Raw genomic sequence first — 22,076 nt, 5'->3', positions numbered from 1 at the left:
TTTTTCTTATTTTTAATCTACAATTTTCACATGTTCAAATGGATAATATATCGCCATGAACTTTCCTAATACTTCTGTTCTATCAATGAGCCCTAAGCCGTTCCTACTATCCCTACTAACTAAACGATTATCTCCCATCACAAAAATTTTATTTTTAGGAATTGTAATCGGTCCAAAATCTTCAGTTAAATTGATAAGTAATTTTTCTGCCTGTTTTTTATTATTCTTTAAATACTCTTCATTTTTCACTTGATGATTAACATATAATTGATCATTCTTCATCTCAATTACATCTCCTGGTAATCCAATAACTCTCTTCACATAGAAATTATCTGTCTTCACGACAATAATATCCTCTCTCTCATAACTTTCAAATCTCTTTGCAAGTTTATTAATTATTACTTTATCTCCATCTTGTAACGTCGGCCTCATCGATGCTCCTTTTACAGTCGTAGGGAAAAACAAAAAGATTTTTGCCAAAAACACTAATAAACATGCAATTGCAATTATTTCAAAGAATTCACGCAAACGTTTTTTCTTTTGCATCATTCCACCATCTCATCATCTTTTTATTTTTATTATAAGTACTCCGACTGGTTAATTTCCACAAAATTCTGAATTATAACATTAGAATATTACAAATATAAAAATAATAATCCCTATAAATTCACTATTTTTATATACTATGTTTTCCATCTATCAAACAGGACTTTTCCTATGAAATTTATGCTTAGAAAGTATAAGATACTGCACAAATTAAACAAACAAATATAATAGCATAGCAATAAAAAAGATACTCTCAAAATAGTCTATCAACTATTTTTGAGAGTATCTTTTTATAATCCTACATATACAATACACATCTGCGCTGCGACATATGTAAACCAAATCCAAAGCGGTTCATACTTCAGTTTGCGCCCTCCGATATCTGTCACGCCGATAATAAAATCAGAAATCACAAACAGTAAACCACCAAGTGCTGGTATCCACCATATTCCTATATTCTCGTAATATAAGGCGAATGCAAAACATGCCATTCCTCCAACCCACAAACCGTAAATTAGAGCGCCTATTGTAAAAAGTTTGTCTTGTTTTTCATTTCGAATAAAGAAAAACCACCCTATAATTAGAAAGAGTCCGTATACGAATAAACCGATCCAAAAACCATTCCATGAAATACCTGTTTGTAAAAATGCTTTCACATAGAAACAATGTGCAAGAGCGAAAGTAACCATTCCTCCAATTAATCGATGACCAATTGGAATTAATCCTGCCATAAATAAATCCCCTACAGTTGATAAAGTCATACCGAGTGCAACCCACGTACTGTACTCAGCCGATGGATCTTGTAACCATATCCAAATTGCACTTCCTGTTAAAGAAAAACTAAGAATAAGACGAACTGCTAAAGGTAACGGCATATTATTTCTCGTTCTCTTCGTCTGTCCTATTGCATAAATTGCTCCCATTAAAAAAAGAATAATTTGCCCGACTAACACAATGTAAAGTACATTCATAATATGTTCTCCTCAATAAATGCTTTATTCTATCTTTTTTCGTTACATATATCACGTTCTCCTTTTTCTATGTAAAAAAAGAAGAACAATACTGTTCTTCCATTTTAATCGTTTTTCTGTTCTCTATGCTACTTGTTTTTCTTGCTCAACTTTCTTTTTAACCGGGTTACGATTTACTACAATAATTCCCGCTGCGACACATGCTAAACCAAATAGTACAAAGGAATGGATTGCTTCCCCTAAAATTAGACTTGATAGTAGCACACCAAACACTGGTATAAAGAACATATACATCGAGACTTTCCCTACTTTGTTATACTTCATAATTGTATTCCATATACAGAATCCGGCTGCTGATAAGAACGATAAATATATAAGCATAAGTATTGCATGTAGATTAAATATGAATGGCATCATTCCAACTTGAAATGCACCTATACATAGCAACCCCATTGATCCGAAAATCATCTGATATGCTGTCATATACCCAATATCTAATGTTTTACTACCTTCTTTCGCTAATATGTTTCCATATGAATACATCATGGCTGCCCCAAGAAGTAATAAGCTACCTATTCCAAAATGAAATGATAAACTTCCATCACTCGGTACATTCACTAAAATCACACCGCAAAAACCGATAGCTACTCCAATTACTTTTCGCCTATTTAGAGCATCATCTTTATATAAAAAGTGTGCGAGTAAAATTTGAAAGAATGATGATGTTCCTGAAATAATCGCTCCTTCAATTCCTGAGCTGTAACTCATTCCAATATAAAAACATATATATTGAAGAAAAGTTTGAAACAAGCCAATTTGAACTAACTGCTTTCCTGTTCCTTTTTTGAACTTCATATCTTTTCCTAACGCTTTAAAAAATAATAAGAGCATTACACCAGATAAGAAAAAGCGATAGCCAGCAAATAATATTTGTTCCCCGACTTCTTGCGGCTGAATTCCAAGTTCAGCATAGCTTAATTTAATAAAGGGAAATGCGCTTCCCCATAAAAATGTTGCTACTATTGCAGCAATAAACACGCCAATCGGATGGGTAAAAAATTTCTCTGTCTTCAACTTGATGTCTTCCTTTCCGACCTTTTTATGAACAATATTCATATATACCAAAGGAAATGCGAAAACACAAGTTTTCAGTTTATCCCGCTATTCGCCGGGCAGTAAAACTCCCACCTCCAAATTCGGCTGGGGCAAAGAAGTTAGGTGGGAGCCCTGTTGCCCGTAAAATCCCGATTGGCGAGGGCTAATAATCAGCGTGGGATGAACAAAACCACCACTAATTAAAGTTTCACCTTATACTAAAACAAAAACATATCATCTAAGAAAAACATATGCTATACTATAGAATAATTACAACATAATAACTATTAAAATCAGATTCAACAGAAATGCTGCTATCCATTATGGATGGCAGCTTTCGTCGTTTTATAGGGGTTTCGATTTTGATTCTTTTTCTCAATAAGAATTCGGAAGGAGCGAGTATTAATGAACGCAGAAGTAAAAACATTACAAGCACAAAAAGATATTTCTAATCCCTCTTTATGGGATACATTAAAGAAACATTATGAACTTATATTTGCAATCACATCTGGTATTTTTATTTTAGCTGGTTGGTTATTCACAAAAAATGATGCAATAAGTGCAGGTATTACTTTATATATCCTTGCTTATGTAATTGGAGGATTTGCAAAAGCGAAAGAAGGTATTGAAGACACAATTGAAGAGAAAGAGCTAAATGTTGAAATGCTCATGATTTTTGCAGCTATCGGTGCCGCAGTTATTGGTTACTGGGCAGAGGGTGCTATTTTAATCTTCATCTTTGCATTAAGCGGAGCAATGGAATCTTATACATTAAGTAAAAGCCAAAAAGAAATTTCAGCGCTTCTTGATCTACAACCTGAAGAAGCATTACTTATTTCAAACGGAACTCCGGAACGTGTTCCAGTTGAACAATTACAAATTAACGATATTATTTTAATTAAGCCAGGTGAGCGTGTTCCTGCTGATGGCACTATTCATACTGGTGAAACAAATATTGATGAAGCTGCTATTACAGGAGAACCCATTCCGAATGAGAAAAAATTCGGCGATGAAGTATTTGCCGGCACTGTAAATTTACGTGGTGCTATTGAAGTTAAAATTACGAAGCCGAGCGATCAAACATTATTCCAAAAGATTATTCGTCTCGTTCAAAGTGCACAAAGCGAAAAATCCCCATCACAACTATTCATCGAAAAATTTGAAGGAACATACGTAAAAGGTGTACTACTTGTTGTTGCGCTTATGATGTTTGTTCCTCATTTCTTACTTGATTGGAGTTGGAATGAAACGTTTTATCGCGCGATGATTTTACTTGTAGTCGCTTCTCCTTGTGCGCTAGTTGCAGCCATTACACCGGCCACTTTATCAGCAATTTCAAACGGAGCGAGAAACGGTATTCTCTTTAAAGGTGGTATTCATTTAGAACGTCTAGCTTCAGTAAAGGCGATTGCCTTTGATAAAACAGGAACATTAACACAAGGAAAACCTACTGTAACAGATGTATATGTTCGAGAAGGCATAGCAGAAAGTGAAGTACTTTCTATTACAGCAGCGATTGAAAGTCACTCTACACATCCTTTAGCAGAAGCGATTGTTAAATATGCAAAACATGCTTACGACATTACGATAAAAAAACCAGAAAACGTTGAAGATGTAACTGGTTTTGGATTAAAAGGAATATTAGAAAACAAATCTTATAAAATTGGTAAAGCTGATTTTATTGGAGAAGAAACAAAGACATTTCATAATGGCATTTCTGCTTCACTTGAAAAAGAGGGGAAAACTGTCGTTTATATTAGTGATGAGGATGGTATTCTTGGACTAATCGCTTTAAAAGATACCCTTCGCCAAGAAACGATAGCGGCTATTCGTGATTTGCAAAGCATTGGTGTCGAAGCAATCATGATTACTGGTGATAATGAAGAAACAGCAAAAGCAATTGCCAATGAAAGTAATATAAAAGAATATTACGCATCATGTTTACCGGAAACAAAAGTTGAAACGATAAAGCAGTTAAAAGAAAAGTACGGCATAGTCGCCATGGTTGGAGATGGTATAAACGATGCACCTGCACTCGCTACTTCTAGTATTGGTGTTGCAATGGGTGAAGGAACAGACGTAGCATTAGAGACTGCAGACGTTGTTCTTATGAAAAACGAATTATCTCGTCTCTCTCAAGCAATCCGTTTATCAAAACGAATGAACCGTATTGTGAAGCAAAACGTTATCTTCTCTTTAGCTGTCATTGCAATGCTGATTTGTTCTAATTTCTTGCAGTTTTTAGCTCTTCCATTCGGTGTTATTGGACATGAAGGAAGTACCATTCTTGTAATCTTGAATGGCTTACGATTATTAAAAGGAAATAAGTAACGGGTCCCTGATAAAGGACCCGTTTTTTTTAATGGTAGCTATTGTGACCGTTCGCACTACTGCTCGTTTTATGCTTTGGATGCGAACTGCTCTTTTGTTTATTATTACTTTTATTATTGTGGTTCTTTTTATTATTACTCATGAAATATCCCCCCTGTTCCCTTTTATTATGGAACAAGAGCTCATTTTTCATTACGGGAATTATTGTCACCCGTTCTATAATGATGGAGTAAACCATTAATTTCACCGCCAAGTAAAATTACCCACGCAGTTAAGTAAAACCATAACATTAAAATAATGATACCACCGAGACCACCATATGTATTAGCGTAATTTGCAAATTTATCTACATAATAGGCAAATGAGTACGATACCACAATCCATCCTACAGTAGCAAATATTGCTCCCGATATGACTTCTCTTCGCTTTAATTTCCGATCAGGCGCAAATGTATATAAAAAGCTAAACAAAGCGATTAAGACAAAGAAACTTGCTACTAAACGCGTAATACTCCAAACATAAGAAAAACTATCCGATAAACCAATTGCTTTAAACACGGCTGCCCCAATCACTTGTCCAAATACTGGGACAATTAGTGCAAACACAATCATAAAAATTATCGCTAACGTGAACACGATAGATAAAGCTCTTGTTTTAATAAAGGAACGGGTTTCTGTTACATCATAAGCGCGGTTAAAAGCGTTCATAACCGCATTCACCCCGTTTGAAGCAAACCATAACATCGATAGTAAACCGAATGATAATAAACCACCATTTTGTTCGTTTACAACTTTATCTACGTTTACTTCAATTAAGTTCATCGCATCTTCTGGTACGTACGGTTCTAATAAATTGAGCACACTTTCTGTTTGAAGGTCAATAAAGCCAAGAAGCGTAATTAAGAAAACAAGCCCAGGGAAAATCGCAAGCAAGAAGAAATAAGCGAGCTGTGCTGCTAAGCCCGCTACATCATCGCGCATCGTCCGGTCATATAAATCTTTCCCAAACGAAAAAGTGCGATTTCTTTTTGCTTTTTCTAGAAATTTCCTCATATTTTTTAGACGCTTTTCTTCTCTTCTTTATTTTGCTTTAGCTCAATGTATGCTTCAGTTTTTTTTTCCTCTGCATTTGAGTCCTTCATAAATAATTCACGCGCTTCTTTCATACCACCATCTTCAGCTACTACTGGCTCTTCTTCTGCTTTAAGCTCATCTACCTTTGGAGATACAGCTTGAATTTCAATCGTTTCCGGCTTTTCTACTGGCACAACTTTTCTCTTACTAAAAATTTCTTTCGTCTCTTTTAACGTTTCTACAACAGACGGCGTCAACTTTTTGATTTCTGCTACTTTCGCTTTTACTACATTGAAATCAGCAAGTTCGCGTCCTTTATCTGTAACAGTTTGCACTTTTTCTTTTATCTTCGAATTTTCACCAATTTCAATCATCTTTGTTTTTGCTTTTTCTGCCGTGTTTTTTACTTTTTCACGGTTTTCTTTCTTTAACATAGATACAGCTACACCTGCAGCTACACCAATCGCAATGTTTCGAGCAATATTATTTTTCTTTGCCATATTCCTTCACCCTTTCATTTCTTATATTAGAAAGTATTACTTTCTAAGCTTCCTCATATTCCTTGTTCATTTCGAATGAAAGCTACTAGCTTTGCACACCCTTCTGTTACAAGGTCATACACTTCTTGGAAGTTCCCTGTAAAGTAAGGGTCAGGAACGTCTGTCCAGCCACCGTCTGGAACAAAATCGGACAGTCTACCAATATAGCCTTCAGTTTTACCAAAACTTTTTAAATCCGCTATATTCTTGTTGTCCATGGCAATAATATAATCAAACTTTGTTAAGTCTTCTTTTTCTACTTGCCGTGCTTTAATTCCTTCAAAAGAGACTTCATTTTCTTTTAAAATTTTTTTTGTTCCTTTATGTGGCGGATGACCAATATGCCAATCTCCAGTTCCTGCAGAATCAATGACAATTTTCTCTTCGAGTCCCTCTTTTACGACAAGATCCCGAAAAATTGCTTCTGCCATTGGAGAACGACAAATGTTCCCAAGACAAACAAACAATACTCGGACCATATTTTTGTTTCTTCCCTTCTTGGTGCATTTCTTACTATATACTTATATAGTATAAACAACCAATTATTAATTATAAAGGAAATCCCTACTAATTTAATAGGATTGAAAAGTTTCATTAACGAAAATGATAAAAAAATGTTAAGATAACCTTATGTTATTTTAAAGGGGGACACTTCGGTGGATTTATCCGTAAAATCAGAAGCAAACGTTGAATATATGGTAGAAGCTATTAAAGAAAAATTACGCATGGTTAATGCTGGAGCAATGAGAGCTGCTAGTTTTAACGAAGAAATGTACGAGGACTTACGTGACATTTATGAGCACGTTATGAAACGTGAAACATTCAGTATTAGTGAAATGCAAGCTATTACTGAGGAATTAGGTACATTAATTAAAAAATGACAAAGAGCCTCACGTATTCGAGGCTCTTTTAATTTCAACAAATTCATGACAACTCTTCTCTTTTCCTCCTCACATTCTAAATTACTGTACAATGAAAGTAGAACCTCACCTTAGATTTTTTCTCCATACATACTACTCTCAAAAAATTGCCACACTACCATTGCTAACTGTTTTTACTGGAGGTGCTTACTTATGAGCAATTGGTACAGTAAGACGAAAAATCAAACATTAATCGACCTAGAAACAAATGAACAACACGGTTTAACAGATAAAATCGTAAATGAACGTTTAAAGCAATATGGTTATAATGAATTAGCTACCAAACAAAAACGTACTTTATGGCAGCGCGTTTTCGCCCAAATTAATGACGTCCTCGTATATGTCCTTATTATCGCGTCCCTTATTTCCGCCTTTGTAGGTGAATGGGCTGATGCAAGTATTATCGCGCTCGTTGTAGTTTTAAATGCTGTTATCGGTGTAATCCAAGAATCGAAAGCGGAACAGGCTTTAGAAGCATTGAAAAAGATGGCAACACCTAAAGCTATCGTAAAGCGAGATGGTGAACTAAAAGAGATTCCATCTGAGCACGTCGTTCCAGGTGATATCGTCATGCTTGATGCCGGGCGGTATATCCCCTGCGATTTACGACTTATCGAAACTGCGAATTTAAAAATTGAAGAATCTGCTCTAACTGGTGAATCTGTCCCTGTAGATAAAGATGCAGTCTACCACCCTTCCATGCAAAATGATGAGCAAGTACCATTAGGTGATCAAAAAAACATGGCCTTTATGTCGACGTTAGTAACATACGGACGTGGCATCGGTGTTGCTGTTGAAACTGGGATGCATTCACAAATTGGCAAGATCGCTACCCTTTTACATGAAGCAGACGATGATATGACACCACTTCAAAAAAGCTTAGCACAAGTAGGAAAATATTTAGGATTTGTCGCTGTAGCTATTTGCACTACTATGTTTCTCATCGGTTTTTTACAGGGCCGGGATACGTTAGAAATGTTTATGACCGCAATTAGTTTAGCTGTTGCAGCCATTCCAGAAGGCTTACCAGCTATCGTTTCCATCGTTCTTGCAATTGGTGTTCAGCGTATGATTAAACAAAACGTTATCATTCGTAAACTACCAGCTGTTGAAGCTCTCGGTTCTGTCACAATTATTTGTTCAGATAAAACAGGTACATTAACTCAAAATAAAATGACCGTTACTCACTTTTATAGTGATCGCACATACGACCAGCTAGAAAATTTGAATGTAAATAATGATGCACACCGTCTATTATTAGAAAATATGGTTTTATGTAACGATGCCTCTTACGGTGCCGACTCACAAACAGGGGATCCTACAGAAATTGCCCTTCTTGTTGCCGGAAGCTCTTTTAACATTCAAAAAGATCATTTAGAAAATAAACATGAACGTGTTAACGAATTGCCTTTCGATTCTGATCGTAAAATGATGTCAACTGTACATACTTACGATGAAGGCTACTATAGCATGACGAAAGGTGCTATTGATAAACTTTTACCTCACTGTACCCATATCTTTATAAATAATAAACTTGAGGTCCTAAAAGATTCTGATAAAAATCAAATATTAGAAGCTGCCGGGTCAATGTCGCAAGAAGCATTAAGAGTACTTTCATTCGCATATAAACGATACGACTTAAACGATATGGATATAAATCATCTCGAAGAAAATCTCATCTTTATCGGTCTTGTTGGTATGATTGATCCACCACGTACAGAAGTAAAAGATTCAATTACAGAATGTAAAAAGGCTGGTATTCGCACAGTTATGATTACGGGTGATCATAAGGATACCGCCTTTGTAATTGCCAAAGAACTTGGCATTGCTGAAGAAATATCTGAAATCATGATTGGAACTGAATTAGATAACATTCCAGATACAGAACTAGCAGGTAAAATTAATCACTTAAATGTATTCGCTAGGGTCTCTCCAGAACATAAAGTGAAGATTATAAAAGCATTACGTGCTAAAGGAAATATCGTTTCCATGACTGGTGACGGTGTAAATGATGCTCCATCTTTAAAACAAGCAGATGTTGGAGTAGCAATGGGAATTACAGGAACAGATGTCGCAAAAGGTGCAGCAGATGTAGTTTTAACAGATGATAACTTCTCATCTATTGTGAAAGCTGTTGAAGAAGGAAGAAATATTTATCGTAATATTAAAAAGTCTATTCTCTTCCTACTCTCTTGTAACTTCGGCGAAATTATAGCTCTCTTTTTAGCTATTTTACTCGGCTGGGCAACACCACTACGCCCTATTCACATTTTGTGGGTAAATTTAATTACAGATACACTGCCTGCATTATCACTCGGTGTTGATCCTGAAGATCCAGATGTGATGAAGGAAAAACCACGACATGCGAAAGAAAGCTTATTTAGCGGCAGCGTTCCTTTTCTTATTTTCAATGGGGTTGTAATTGGACTTCTTACTTTAACAGCCTTTATCGTTGGGGCAAAGCTCTATACAGGAGATACAAATTTATTTCCTCTCTTCCCAGGGCAAATTGATGAAGACGCGCTATTACACGCTCAAACGATGGCATTTGTCGTTCTTAGTTTCTCTCAACTCGTTCATTCATTTAACTTACGTTCAAGAACGAAATCAATTTTTTCAATTGGGATATTTACAAATAAATATTTAGTCTTCTCACTTCTAATCGGTGTTCTTATGCAAGTGTGTATTATCTCCATCCCACCTCTTGCCAATATATTTGGTGTGCATGCATTAACAATGCGAGATTGGGGATTTGTTCTCTTGTTAAGTATCATTCCGCTTGTTGTGAATGAAATCATTAAATTATTTAAGAGAAAATAAAAGGCAATGAGGAATATTCCTCATTGCCTTTTTGTTTATCCCGCTATTTGCCGTGCAGTAAGACTCCCACCTCAAAATTCGGCTGGAGCAAAGAAGTTAGGCGGGAGATGAACATCTCCCACTGATTAAAGTTTCACTTTATCCTTGTAATTCTTTTTTGATGTTCTCTGTTAATGTAGCCATACGCTTACGACTTTCTTCACGCTCACGTTTATTTTGCTCTTCAATTTGTTGTGTTTCTTGCATACCTCTTGAAATGATGTTCCAAGTTTCCTCAAGTGTTTCCATCTTAATACTAGAAGAACCTGATAATCTCGCTACTTCCACGCTTTGAGTTGCGATATTTTGTGCATTTTTCTTAAGTAATTCATTTGTACGGCGATCAAGTTCAGCCATAGAGTCCGCAACAAGCTTTTGACGTTTCGCATTTACCGCTTGAATGATACCATTTTTAAAGATAGGAATCGTTGTAATAAATGCCGTATTGATTTTACCGATTAATTTATTGTTACCGCGTTGAATCATACGAATTTGTGGTGCTGTTAATAGAGCAACCATACGTGCTTTTTCTAAATCATCAATACGCTGTTCTAAAATTTCAACAGAGTTTTTAAGCGATTCTAATTCAATACCCGCTAACTGATCATTATTACGTATGCGCTCTTCGTACATCGGAACTAACTCTGTATTTAAACGCTCTAATAACATTTCCCCTGCTACTACATATTTTTCTAAGTCTAAATAATACTTTAAGTTTTGCTCATATAAACCATCTAACGTACCAATTGATTTTTTCATTTCATCTTGATACTTCGTAATTTCTACGTATACTTTATCCATTTCGCGACCCATCGTCTGATACTTACTAAAGATTTGTTCAATCATTTTATCTGCTTTTTTGAACATACGTGAGAAGAAACCACTTTTCTCTTCCGCAAAGTCTTTACTATCAAATCTGTCCATAATTTTACCAAGCTGCTTTAATAATTCACCAGAGTCTTCTACTTTCGATAAAGACATTGTATGTAAAATTTGATCAGCGAAACGTGAAATTTCCATAGAAGGTTCTTTTCCGAGTTCAATTAATTCTAATTGATCTTTAATGTCTACTGCGTTATAAATACGTTGCACTTCTGCATCTTGTCTAAGTTGCAAGCGAACATCTTGTGCGGTTTGCTCATTCAATTCTGTTTTCGAATCTAGTACGACTGGGTTATTCATATGGTATTCTCCCTTTCCTTATAAAAATGGACGAAATAGTCCTTTTATTGTTTGTGATAAATTTTTATAGGCTGATGAACCATGAAATTCAAGATCGAAATTAACTTCTTCAAGCCAATGTGAATCAAATGCTCCTGATTCAATATACGGTTCAATATCGTTTCTCCCCGTTGGATTAAAGTGGAATACATCTACTCCAATTTGATTTAAAAATAGTAATAACACAGCATCAGAACGACTTAATTCTCCGCTCTTCTCATTATTAAATATAACAATTTTCGGTACTTCTTGCGAATAATCAAATTTCTCAAGCTGCTCTAAAATGTTCGGTGGTATTTGAGAGAGTTGTGCGAAAACATACAGCGCTACATCTTGTTTCGTCTCTTTCGCAATTGGTTTACACATTTCACTTTCACACGTATGGATCATTGCTTCTGCAATACCATGTTGTAATCCTTCTGGTAAACGCTTATGCGGCCACCAATGGCTGTTCATAATTAAATCCGGATGTAACTTCCCCCCGCGGTCCAATGCATCTCGATAATGATATTGGAAATTCGCTTTTTGTTCTTTCGTAAACGGGAATGTATTAATTAATAAACTGTTATCAAATGATGTAACAGCCTTTAGTCGCTGAAAATATTCTTTATCATTCTTTGAAACGCCTGATATTTTTGCAAATAAAGAAGGAATATAAATATGCTTATTTTCAACAAAGAATGTTGGGCGTACAAATGCCTTTTCTTTCGTAATTAAAAAGAGTTCATCGTACGTTGTTTTGAGCGTACGGGCTACAGGTGTATACGAACGGAATTGCCACGGTTTGTATAATAATGAATTATCGTGGTGAAGTACTTGCTCGATTTCTTTTGAAGCTTGATAAGCTACCGTTGCGACGCGTTCACGACGCCGATCAGGAAATGGTTCCAATGAAATACGGCCTGAATGAGATACGACAAATGTCTTTCCTTCCTCATCTACACTCTCAAATCCATCTTTTCCTTCTGGGTGATAATAAAGCACATCACAGCCGAGCATAATAAGAAAGTATAAGAAATATATACGACTCTCCGTCGCATCACCGTACCAAACGATACGTGGCATTTGTTTCTTATAATTAATCGTAGAGAACCACTTCGCTACGTAATTTTCACTTAATTTAATCATATCGATTAAGAAACGCCGGAATCCTTCTGTTTTTAAAGATTGATTATGTTGTTTCTCATACAATTTCAATACAGAAATAAACGTCGTATGTATATAATGCTGTAAATCAGGATTGTCTACTTGCGGTAATAGTTGTTTTCCAGACAGATGGGCGACAAGCCTATTTACTGTAAGGCCATTCGGTGCTTCTTGATGTAATGTAAAAACCTCTTGAATATGGCGCAGTTTTTCGGGATCAATCACCTTATTTAAATTTTGTTCATGCAAAACCACGATCCCTTTCACTTCGCTATAATCAAATAGCTCATTGAAATATTCATCTACATCATTAGGAACACCAAGAATACGAGTTGCTATATAACTAAACTTCATCTCATTCTCTGTCAGTTCATATTGTGGGCGTTTTTCTAAAAGCGCTTCAAATTGCTTTAAATCTGATTCGTCTTTTAATGCACATGGTTGAAGTGTAAAACGTGAAAACACAACAGTTCACCTCCAAAAACATTTACTTTTTTTATAAAGTCTCTCTTCTATTATAAACTATTTTTAGTTATAAAAAATGGGCGCTCGCATAACGAGCAAACCCATTTCAATTATTTATGATTATTTTTAGTAGCTGCAACTTCTTCTTTAGCTTGTCCAGAATTCTTCATGTAGTGAAGTATAAACGTTGCTCCAAATGCTACAACTAAAATAATAAAGAATAGCGTATGGCTTACTTCAATATGAATAACAGACAGTAACATTTTTGCTGCAATAATTAAGATTAAAATATATGCTGTCGTTTCAAGTTCTGGAATACGCTCTAACAATTTTAAGAATACGCCAGCGATACCGCGCATCATTAAAATACCAAGCATTCCACCTAATAATAGAATCCAAACTTGATTTGATACACCAAATGCAGCAAGTACGCTATCTACAGAGAACGCGATATCCATTAATTCAACCATCGCAACTGTTCCCCAGAAGACACCAAACATTCTGAAGAGAATACTGTTTTGGTTCATACCATGAGCTTCCTCTTCTTCTGCATTACCTTTTCTTTTATCAATGAAGTATTTAACTGAAAGCCAAGCTAAGTAAAGTGCACCTAACACTTTTACCCATGCTAATTTAATTAAGAACATTCCAATTCCAATCGCAATAAAACGGAATACATAAGCTCCAATCAGTCCATAGAATAATGCTTTTTTTCGTTTTTCTTCTGGAAGATGTTTTACCATTACCGCTAGCACAAGTGCATTGTCAGCAGATAATAACCCTTCAAGTACAACAAGTGTACCTATTAACCCCCAAGATACTGGATCTTGTAACACTTTAATCCACATGTCCAAGTCGAAAAACTGAGCATACGTATCAAGGATTCCTTGCAAAATACTCATCTTACCTTTATCCCCTATTCTTTGCTAGATTTATAGAAAGGTCAAAAAAAGGAAACGAATGTCGTTTCCCTTCTTATGCATCCAAGCCATACGCTTTTACAAGCGCACCTAATCCACCTTGGAATCCGCTTCCTACTGCACTAAACTTCCACTGTCCATTATGACGATATAATTCACAAAAGACAACTGCTGTTTCAATGGAGAAATCTTCCCCTAAATCAAAACGAAGAACTTCTTCGTTTGTTTCTTCATTTGCTAAACGAACGAATGCATTTGCAACCTGTCCAAAGTTTTGATTACGGCCTTCACCATCATAAATTGTAACTGTAATAGCAATTTTATGAACATCTGCTGGAACCTTTTTCAAATCGACAACAAGTTGCTCATCATCACCGTCACCTGCACCTGTACGGTTATCTCCTGTATGTAAAACTGATTCACAAGGAGACTGTAAATTATTATAGAAAATAAAATCAGTTTCCTTCGTACATTTCCCGTTCGCATCTAATAAAAAGGCAGATGCATCTAAATCGAAATCAGATCCACCATCATAAGATTTAATATCCCATCCAAGACCAATTACTGCTCTTGATAAACCTGGGCTTGTTTTAGCTAAATCAATTTTCTGTCCTTTTTGCAATTGAATAACCATATATATTCACCTCTATATTTTAATTTTTAAAAATATATCCATCAGTAATTACGCGTTTCACTGATGGATATATAAATCTATTACTCTACATCTAAACCAAAGTTATTACATAGAGAACCTAATCCACCTTGGAATCCACTTCCGATTGCATTGAATTTCCATTCACCTGCGTGACGGTATAATTCGCTCACTACTACAGCTGTTTCAATAGAGAAATCTTCTCCTAAATCGTAACGAATTAATTCTGCATTCTTTTCTTCATCCATAATACGTACGAAAGAATTAGAAACTTGTCCGAAGTTTTGGCTGCGGCCTTCTCCATCATAAATTGTAATTGTGAAACAAATACGCTCAATGTTAGCAGGAACATTTTTTAAGTCTATTTTAATTGTTTCATCGTCGCCTTCACCTTCACCTGTACGGTTATCTCCTAAATGCTCTACAGCACCATTCGCACCTTTTGGATTATTATAGAAGACGAAATCCTCTGCACCTGAAACTTTACCGTTAGCACCTACTAAGAAGATACTAACATCTAAATCGAAATCATTTTGTCCGTCATAACGATTCGTATCCCAACCAAGTCCTACAAGAACTTTCGAAAGACCTGGATTTGTTTTTGTTAAGTCTACCTTTTGTCCTTTTTTCAATGAAATAGATGCCATATTATACTATTCCTCCTTGGTTTATTTTATTGGTAACGTGATACAATCTCACTTAAGTTTTTATCTTGTGTTCCTTCTCCCACTGCTGAAAACTTCCATTCGTTTCCGTCTCGGTACATTTCACCTGCAATTAAAGTCATTTTGCCAGCATAATTATCTGACAAGTTATAACGCGCTAATTCTTCACCTGTTTGTGGGTTTTGAATACGAATATATGCATTGCGAATCATCCCAAAGTCTTGACGACGATTTACACAGTCATAAATATTTACAACGAATACTAAACGATTAATACGGCTCGGAACTTTATGTAATTCTACGAAAATTGTTTCGTCGTCACCAGCGCCTTCACCTGTTAAATTATCTCCTGAATGAATAATACTACCACAAGTAGAAAGTTTGTTGCCGAAGTAAACTAGATCATTTTTGTTTAAAAAACGATCCCCTTCTAACATAACGACAGATGCATCACAATCTACACTTGGTTTACTTCCAAATAAAGAAGACAGAAACCCACCTGATTGCCCAATTGGATCCCAGCCTAAGCCAACCTGTAGTTTCGCTACTCTCGGTTGTCCTTTCGTTAAATCAATCTTTTGTCCTTTTTCTAAAATAATAGGCATGAAGTTTCTTCCTTTCTACAAAGCATTTTCCAACTCGGAAAACATTGTATTCTTCTCTTATATTGTAGCATTATTTATCTAATGAGAAAAAGGATAAATTCTCAATTATATGAAAACAGATACTATATTTATTTATACTGATGTAATAAGTGGTAAATAGAGCCAATCATTCCTGCACAATTACCGCTTTGCGCAAGTTTAATCTCACAATTACTATAAATCTCTTGATTTAAGTATGTTCCTATCTCTTCCTTCACTTCATTTAAGAAATCATCTCCTCTTTCAGTAATTCCCCCACCAATAATAATCATTTTCGGATTAAAAATATAAGCAAGATTGCTAATACCAATCGCCAAATGTTTAAAGAAAATCTTCACGGCTTGAGTAACACCGCTATCACCCTTATCATATAATTCGAAAATTGTTTTACCATCCCACTCCTTTTTACCTTTATATCTTCGTACGAGATGAATTAATCCTGAAATTGAGGCAACCTCCTCAAAAGTTTTCCCTTCTATTAACATGTTCCCCCATTCCCCAGCGCCAAACGAATGTCCACGGTATAACTCTCCATTTATAACAATTGCTCCACCAATGCCCGTTCCAAGCGTAAGCATAATAAAATCGCTTTCTCCCCTCCCTGTACCTTTCCATTTCTCACCTAAGGCTGCACAATTAACATCATTTTCAATAGATACAGGAACTTTTAATACTTCTTGTAATCTCTCAACAATAGAAATATTAGCATAACGTGGAATATGATCCACACCTCCCGTTATAACTCCTTTATCAATATCAACAATTCCCGCTGTACTAATACCAATTCCGGAAATAGTATGTTCAGTCATTAACTTTTTTGATAAACATATAAGTTTTTGAACAATTTGTTCCCCGCCCAAGTGAATTTCTGTTGGGACCTTTTTATGTATTAGTACTACCCCTATTTCTGAAACAATTCCATATTTAATTTGCGTACCACCAATATCAAATGCAACATATTCTTTCATCCGTTACCACTTCCTCTACTGTTATGAGTGTAAATTCTCCATCACTCTACTATTTGCAAGGAATTTACATTAACTCTTTTCTCCCTTTAGAAATAAACCACCTTTTTCTATATATGGTTTTTTTTGCATAAAACTCTTTTTCCTATGAAATATTACAAAGGGGTGTATTTTAGATGGAACAATAATTTTTTCTTCAGGAGGAAAACAATGACAAAAATCTTCATTCTAGCATCAACACTTTCTTTATCCTTTTTTAGCGGCTTAAATATTGGTAATGCTGCAACTGAAAACTTCCATCCAATAACAAACGCTATTGTACAAAATAACGATACTTTAGCAGAAGGTAATTCAAAAGATAATAATAAACCTCCAGGAAACAATGGTTCTCAGGACGATAGTGGTTCTGGTGGCAATGGTTCTGGTGGCAACGGTTCTGGTGGCAACGGTTCTGGTGGCAGTGGTTCTGGCGGCAATGATTCTGGTGGCAGTGGTTCTGACGGCAGTGGTTCTGACGGCAACGGTTCTGACGGCAACGGTTCTGGCGGCAATGGTTCTGGCGGCAGTGGTTCTGGCGGCAATGGTTCTGACGGCAACGGTTCTGGTGGCAATGGCTCCGGTGGCAACGGTTCTGGTGGCAACGGTTCTGGTGGCAACGGTTCTGGCGGTAACGGCTCTGGTGGCAGTGGTTCTGGTGACAATGGCTCTGGTGGCAATGGCTCTGGTGGCAATGGCTCCGGTGGCAGTGGTTCTGGCGGTAACGGTTCTGGTGGCAGTAGTTCTGGTGACAATGGCTCTGGTGGCAATGGCTCTGGTGGCAATGGCTCTGGTGGCAACGGTTTTGGCGGTAACGGCTCTGGTGGCAATGGTTCTGGTGACAATGGCTCTGGTGGCAACGGTTCTGGTAGCAATGGTTCTGGTGGCAATGGTTCTGGTGGCAGTGGTTCTGGTGGCAGTGGTTCTGGTGGCAGTGGTTCTGGTGGCAGTGGTTCTGGTGGCAGTGGCTCTCAGGGCGGCAACCGTGTTAAAGGCGACAGCAGTTCTCAAGGTGGTAATGGCTCTCAGGGCGGCAACCGTGTTAAAGGCGATAGCGGCTCTCAAAGCGGTGACGCAAAAGATAATGCAACAAAACAAGGCAATAAATTGCCTAATACTGCAACGCATTATCCTGCATCTATTTTAATTGGTCTTTCGACATTCCTAATTGGTGTGTTACTATTTATTCGTCGTAAAAACGCAAAATAAAAAAATCATCCTTCCATCTAAAAATACATGAAACAGATTATAAAGTGAAACTTTAATCAGTGGGGATTTTGTTCATCCCCCACTGATTATTAGCCTTCACCAATCGGGCTTTTACCGGCAGCAGGGCTCCCACCTAACTTCTTTGCTCCAGCCGAATTTTGAAGTGGGAGTTTTACTGCCTGGCAAATAGCGGGATAAAACTAAAAAGGACTTTGATTGCATTTTATTATGCAATCAAAGGTCCTTTTTGTCATCTAGTAGAAAGAGTATTAATACGCTTTTCCCCAATACACCATCTGCTTCGCTTTTTTACTACAGCAAATACATTCGTCAGCTAAACTTTCTTGTTCGAACGGAATACAACGTGAAGATACTCCAATTTCTTCTTTTAGTTTTTCTTCACAAGCTAGTTCTCCGCACCACATTGCTTTAATAAACCCTTGTTTTTCATCAACTATTTTTTTCATCTCTCCGAAATTCGTCACACTATACGTATTCTCATCGCGAAATACTTTTGCTTTGCTAAATAAGGAATGGTGAATTTCCTCAAGTAGTGCTGGAATGCGTTCTTCTAATTGATCCATTGATATAAACTCTTTTTCTTTCGTATCTCGCCTTACAAGTACAACTTGATTCTTTTCAATATCCTTTGGACCAACTTCTAATCTAATTGGAACACCCTTCATTTCATACTCATTAAATTTCCAGCCAGGTGTTTTATTGCTAGCATCTATTTTTACACGTGCAACCTTCTGAATACGTCCTTGCAACTCTGTTGCTTTTTCTAACACACCTTCTTTGTGCTGAGCAATAGGAACGATAACAACTTGTACTGGAGCGACTTTCGGTGGCATTACAAGTCCGTTATTATCGCTATGAACCATAATAAGTCCACCTATCATTCTTGTTGATACACCCCAAGATGTTTGATGTACATATTGCCATTTACCGTTACGGTCTAAAAACTTAATATCAAATGCTTCAGAGAAATTCGTTCCAAAGTTATGAGATGTTCCTGTTTGAAGTGCTTTTCCATCATGCATTAAACTTTCAATCGTATAAGTTGCCTTCGCTCCTGCAAACTTTTCTTTTTCTGTTTTTTGCCCTTTAATAACGGGAATCGCTAAATACTCTTCACAAAAAGCAGCATATAGATTTAAAATATTTAATGTTTCAATTTGAGATTCTTCTGCCGTTTCATGAATCGTATGACCTTCTTGCCATAAAAATTCAGTTGTACGAAGGAATGGTCTCGTCGTCTTCTCCCAACGAACTACTGAACACCACTGGTTATATAACTTTGGTAAATCATTATATGATTGAACAATTTTTGAAAAATGCTCACAGAATAGAGTTTCAGATGTAGGACGTATACAAAGTCTTTCCGCCAATTTCTCAGCTCCGCCATGAGTAACCCATGCTACTTCAGGAGCAAATCCTTCAACATGATCTTTCTCTTTTTGTAATAAACTCTCTGGAATAAACATTGGCATGTACACATTTTCATGACCAGATTCTTTTAATTTTTCATCCATCACTTTCTGCATATTTTCCCATAATGCATAACCGTATGGACGTAAAATCATACAACCTTTCACACTTGAATAATCAACAAGCTCCGCTTTTTTTACAATATCGGTATACCACTGAGCAAAGTCTTCTTCCATTTTCGCAATGGCTTGTACTTGTTCTTTTACCATAGTTATTCTTCCTCCTTTAGAAAATAGAAAAAGCCCGCGTCCCCAAATAGGGACCGAGCTTTGTCGGCGTTACCACCCTGATTCATACACAAAAAAATTGAGTATGCTCTCTTTTTGATAACGGGAATTTCCCGCTGCATATGCAGAACTCAAAGGTTGGTTCCATATCGCCTCTTTAAGAATCTTCCAGCCAAAAGGATTCTCTCTCTGCAAAAAGGTAAGACATGTACTATTCCTTTTTCATCGTTATAACAAAATAAATTTGTTGAATATCATAATATAAATTTTATCTCAAAACAAGAGCCAATTTTCTTATTTTTATACATTTTTTTCAATTATCACTGTTTTATACGTAACTTTTCCGAACTATTTTTACAAGTTGATGAGCAACCATACCAATTAGTGTACCAATTAAAACGAAGAAACAAATAAATCCGTATCCCATTCCTTCCCAACCACCAATAGCGATCATTGTTACAGGAAAGAAAGCTAAACAAAGAAGTACTAAACTAAGTGCAAATATAATATCAAACTGTTTGTCTGGAAAACGTTTCTTTAGTAAATATGACATAAAAAATACAAGGAGAACGGTGACTCCACCAATGATGTAAAAGATACCAAATCCATCTAGCCAATCCATAGTATTCCCTCCTTCCATTCATTACCTTATACTTATTATATGTTTAATTTTTCTGAAAATAAATAACGAAATTTTATTCAAAAATATATTTTTATTACCAGGTATTAATAGTAATATATAAGAATAGGTTTTATATAATCAGGAGGGAAACTTTATGGATAAAGCATTAACAAATCGCGTCATTATTTTATCTTTCGACTGCTTATCAGCTTTAGATTTTCCTATATTACAAAAACTACCTAATTTCCAAACTTTAATAAAAAAGGGCGCGATTGCGAAAAAAGTGGAGCCAATTTATCCTTCTGTAACATATCCAAGCCACTCAACAATCGTAACCGGTAATTATCCTAATAAGCATGGCGTTGTCAGCAATACATTACTTCAACCAGGACGTGAGTCACCAGATTGGCATTGGTATCGAAAGTCCATTAAAGGAACAACTTTATACGATGAAGCACGCAAAGCAAATTTAACGACAGCTGCCCTTCTATGGCCTGTTACTGGAAGAGCAAATATTGATTACAATTTACCAGAAATTTTTCCAAATAGACCGTGGCAAAATCAAGTTTTAGTTTCATTATTTAGCGGTAGTCCGCTATATCAATTAGATTTAAATCGTCGCTTCGGCCATATACGAAATGGACTGTCACAGCCTGAACTTGATGATTTCGTCCTCGCTTCTACTGTACATACAATCCATACGAAAAAGCCTAATGTTATGTTCGTACATTTTACTGATTTAGATACTCAAAGACACTATCATGGCTTTGAGTCTAAAGAAACAATAGCTGCAATCCACAGACACGACGAACGCCTTGGAAAAATTATTCATGCATTAAAAGAAAGCGGGATATACGAAGAAAGTACAATTATTGCACTTGGCGATCATAGCGCTTTAAGTGAAAACAAAGCAATCCAACTAAATGTCCTATTTCGTCAAAAAGGACTTATATCCGTAAATAAAAGTGGAAAGTTACTAGATTGGAAAGCTTATTGCCAAAGCTGTGATGGATCTGCCTACGTACATGTAAAAGATAAAAATGATACTGAAACGATTAAAGAAATTCAACTTCTTCTTGAAGAACTTCTTCAGAATAAACAAAATGGAATTGAATTTATTCTGCACGATGAAGGTGCAAAAGAACGTGGTGCTGATGGTAATTGCTTATTTATGCTAGAGGCCATGGAAGGTTATTACTTCATTGAAAATTATACAGGTGATTTCATAAAAAAAATTAATAAAAAAGATGTTACTTCAAGTAAGAAATATACATTTGGCACACATGGATATTCCCCAACAAAACCTAACTATGAAACAATTTTTATGGCTGCTGGGAAAGGCATTCAAAGTGGCGTTACAATCCCGTATATGAGACTGATTGATGAAGGCCCGACTATCGCTAGGTTACTCGGTTTGCACTTAGGTGAAACAGACGGCGCAATTGTAGAGGATTTACTTCAATTGTAAAGAACTGTGTA

General features: G+C 36.2%; 20 protein-coding genes and 1 other annotated feature. Of the genes, 5 read left to right on the top strand and 15 right to left on the bottom strand.

Annotated elements, in window-relative coordinates; all coding sequences use genetic code 11:
- Positions 1–12 precede the first annotated feature (12 nt).
- The 3 genes from lepB to AC0IXC_RS25635 all read right to left on the bottom strand — a co-directional run bounded on the left by lepB (position 13) and on the right by AC0IXC_RS25635 (position 2,591).
- Positions 13–549, bottom strand: coding sequence for a signal peptidase I (lepB, locus tag AC0IXC_RS25645; protein WP_002010249.1), 537 nt, complete (start codon positions 547–549; stop codon positions 13–15).
- 287 nt (positions 550–836) lie between these two features.
- On the bottom strand, positions 837–1,517 hold the full coding sequence (locus AC0IXC_RS25640; protein ID WP_002029577.1) for a lysoplasmalogenase: 681 nt from the start codon (positions 1,515–1,517) through the stop codon (positions 837–839).
- A gap of 123 nt (positions 1,518–1,640) precedes the next feature.
- Positions 1,641–2,591: a DMT family transporter gene (locus AC0IXC_RS25635; protein ID WP_061676181.1), complete on the bottom strand. Its 951-nt coding sequence runs from the start codon at positions 2,589–2,591 to the stop codon at positions 1,641–1,643.
- A gap of 426 nt (positions 2,592–3,017) precedes the next feature.
- Here AC0IXC_RS25635 and AC0IXC_RS25630 point away from each other — a divergent pair, with 426 nt between their 5' ends.
- Entirely contained in the window at positions 3,018–4,943 is a 1,926-nt protein-coding gene (locus AC0IXC_RS25630) for a heavy metal translocating P-type ATPase (RefSeq protein WP_305927008.1), read from the top strand.
- 182 nt (positions 4,944–5,125) lie between these two features.
- Here AC0IXC_RS25630 and AC0IXC_RS25625 read toward each other — a convergent pair whose 3' ends face one another.
- From AC0IXC_RS25625 to AC0IXC_RS25615, 3 genes are read right to left on the bottom strand one after another with little or no spacing between them, the layout of a single operon-like run.
- Positions 5,126–5,995 carry a YihY/virulence factor BrkB family protein gene (locus tag AC0IXC_RS25625; protein WP_002063656.1) on the bottom strand — a complete coding sequence of 290 codons (870 nt, stop codon included), beginning with the start codon at positions 5,993–5,995 and terminating at the stop codon, positions 5,126–5,128.
- 5 nt (positions 5,996–6,000) lie between these two features.
- On the bottom strand, positions 6,001–6,516 hold the full coding sequence (locus tag AC0IXC_RS25620) for a DUF4075 domain-containing protein (RefSeq protein WP_002191833.1): 516 nt from the start codon (positions 6,514–6,516) through the stop codon (positions 6,001–6,003).
- 53 nt (positions 6,517–6,569) lie between these two features.
- Positions 6,570–7,034: a low molecular weight protein-tyrosine-phosphatase gene (locus AC0IXC_RS25615; protein ID WP_002140258.1), complete on the bottom strand. Its 465-nt coding sequence runs from the start codon at positions 7,032–7,034 to the stop codon at positions 6,570–6,572.
- A 177-nt stretch (positions 7,035–7,211) separates the two neighbouring features.
- Here AC0IXC_RS25615 and AC0IXC_RS25610 point away from each other — a divergent pair, with 177 nt between their 5' ends.
- Positions 7,212–7,436 (top strand): DUF1128 domain-containing protein, encoded by a 225-nt coding sequence (locus AC0IXC_RS25610; RefSeq protein ID WP_002010236.1) that lies wholly within the window; start codon positions 7,212–7,214, stop codon positions 7,434–7,436.
- 192 nt (positions 7,437–7,628) lie between these two features.
- Positions 7,629–10,295 carry a cation-translocating P-type ATPase gene (locus tag AC0IXC_RS25605; RefSeq protein WP_471653543.1) on the top strand — a complete coding sequence of 889 codons (2,667 nt, stop codon included), beginning with the start codon at positions 7,629–7,631 and terminating at the stop codon, positions 10,293–10,295.
- Positions 10,296–10,433: 138 nt separating this feature from the next.
- Here AC0IXC_RS25605 and AC0IXC_RS25600 read toward each other — a convergent pair whose 3' ends face one another.
- From AC0IXC_RS25600 to AC0IXC_RS25570, 7 genes are all read right to left on the bottom strand, one after another.
- On the bottom strand, positions 10,434–11,516 hold the full coding sequence (locus AC0IXC_RS25600) for a toxic anion resistance protein (RefSeq protein ID WP_002029585.1): 1,083 nt from the start codon (positions 11,514–11,516) through the stop codon (positions 10,434–10,436).
- 18 nt (positions 11,517–11,534) lie between these two features.
- On the bottom strand, positions 11,535–13,166 hold the full coding sequence (locus AC0IXC_RS25595; protein WP_002140256.1) for a YceG family protein: 1,632 nt from the start codon (positions 13,164–13,166) through the stop codon (positions 11,535–11,537).
- A gap of 110 nt (positions 13,167–13,276) precedes the next feature.
- A complete protein-coding gene (locus AC0IXC_RS25590; RefSeq protein ID WP_000025698.1) occupies positions 13,277–14,068 on the bottom strand; it encodes a TerC family protein in 792 nt (263 codons plus the stop codon).
- A gap of 73 nt (positions 14,069–14,141) precedes the next feature.
- The gene (locus AC0IXC_RS25585) at positions 14,142–14,720 is read right to left on the bottom strand and encodes a TerD family protein (protein ID WP_002091197.1); all 579 of its coding nucleotides are present in this window, start codon (positions 14,718–14,720) and stop codon (positions 14,142–14,144) included.
- A gap of 80 nt (positions 14,721–14,800) precedes the next feature.
- Entirely contained in the window at positions 14,801–15,385 is a 585-nt protein-coding gene (locus tag AC0IXC_RS25580; RefSeq protein ID WP_002010225.1) for a TerD family protein, read from the bottom strand.
- A gap of 26 nt (positions 15,386–15,411) precedes the next feature.
- On the bottom strand, positions 15,412–16,008 hold the full coding sequence (locus tag AC0IXC_RS25575; RefSeq protein ID WP_002029589.1) for a TerD family protein: 597 nt from the start codon (positions 16,006–16,008) through the stop codon (positions 15,412–15,414).
- Positions 16,009–16,136: 128 nt separating this feature from the next.
- Positions 16,137–17,015, bottom strand: coding sequence for an ROK family protein (locus AC0IXC_RS25570; RefSeq protein WP_471653542.1), 879 nt, complete (start codon positions 17,013–17,015; stop codon positions 16,137–16,139).
- Positions 17,016–17,222: 207 nt separating this feature from the next.
- Here AC0IXC_RS25570 and AC0IXC_RS25565 point away from each other — a divergent pair, with 207 nt between their 5' ends.
- The gene (locus AC0IXC_RS25565; RefSeq protein ID WP_471653541.1) at positions 17,223–18,257 is read left to right on the top strand and encodes an LPXTG cell wall anchor domain-containing protein; all 1,035 of its coding nucleotides are present in this window, start codon (positions 17,223–17,225) and stop codon (positions 18,255–18,257) included.
- A 269-nt stretch (positions 18,258–18,526) separates the two neighbouring features.
- On the opposite strand, the gene proS is transcribed toward AC0IXC_RS25565, so the two are convergent.
- Together proS and AC0IXC_RS25555 are read right to left on the bottom strand one after the other, a co-directional pair.
- Positions 18,527–19,957: a proline--tRNA ligase gene (proS, locus tag AC0IXC_RS25560; protein ID WP_326996957.1), complete on the bottom strand. Its 1,431-nt coding sequence runs from the start codon at positions 19,955–19,957 to the stop codon at positions 18,527–18,529.
- A 45-nt stretch (positions 19,958–20,002) separates the two neighbouring features.
- Positions 20,003–20,210: a binding site (T-box leader), on the bottom strand.
- Between the two features lie 93 nt (positions 20,211–20,303).
- On the bottom strand, positions 20,304–20,597 hold the full coding sequence (locus AC0IXC_RS25555) for a YesK-like family protein (RefSeq protein ID WP_002124993.1): 294 nt from the start codon (positions 20,595–20,597) through the stop codon (positions 20,304–20,306).
- Positions 20,598–20,751: 154 nt separating this feature from the next.
- On the opposite strand from AC0IXC_RS25555, the gene AC0IXC_RS25550 reads away from it, so the two are divergent.
- The gene (locus tag AC0IXC_RS25550) at positions 20,752–22,065 is read left to right on the top strand and encodes an alkaline phosphatase family protein (RefSeq protein WP_471653540.1); all 1,314 of its coding nucleotides are present in this window, start codon (positions 20,752–20,754) and stop codon (positions 22,063–22,065) included.
- The last annotated feature ends 11 nt before the right edge of the window (positions 22,066–22,076 follow it).

The sequence above is a fragment of the Bacillus sp. AC266 genome, from assembly GCF_979253805.1.
Note: the sequence above shows the minus strand (reverse complement) of the source record. Positions and strands in the feature narration are given on the sequence as shown.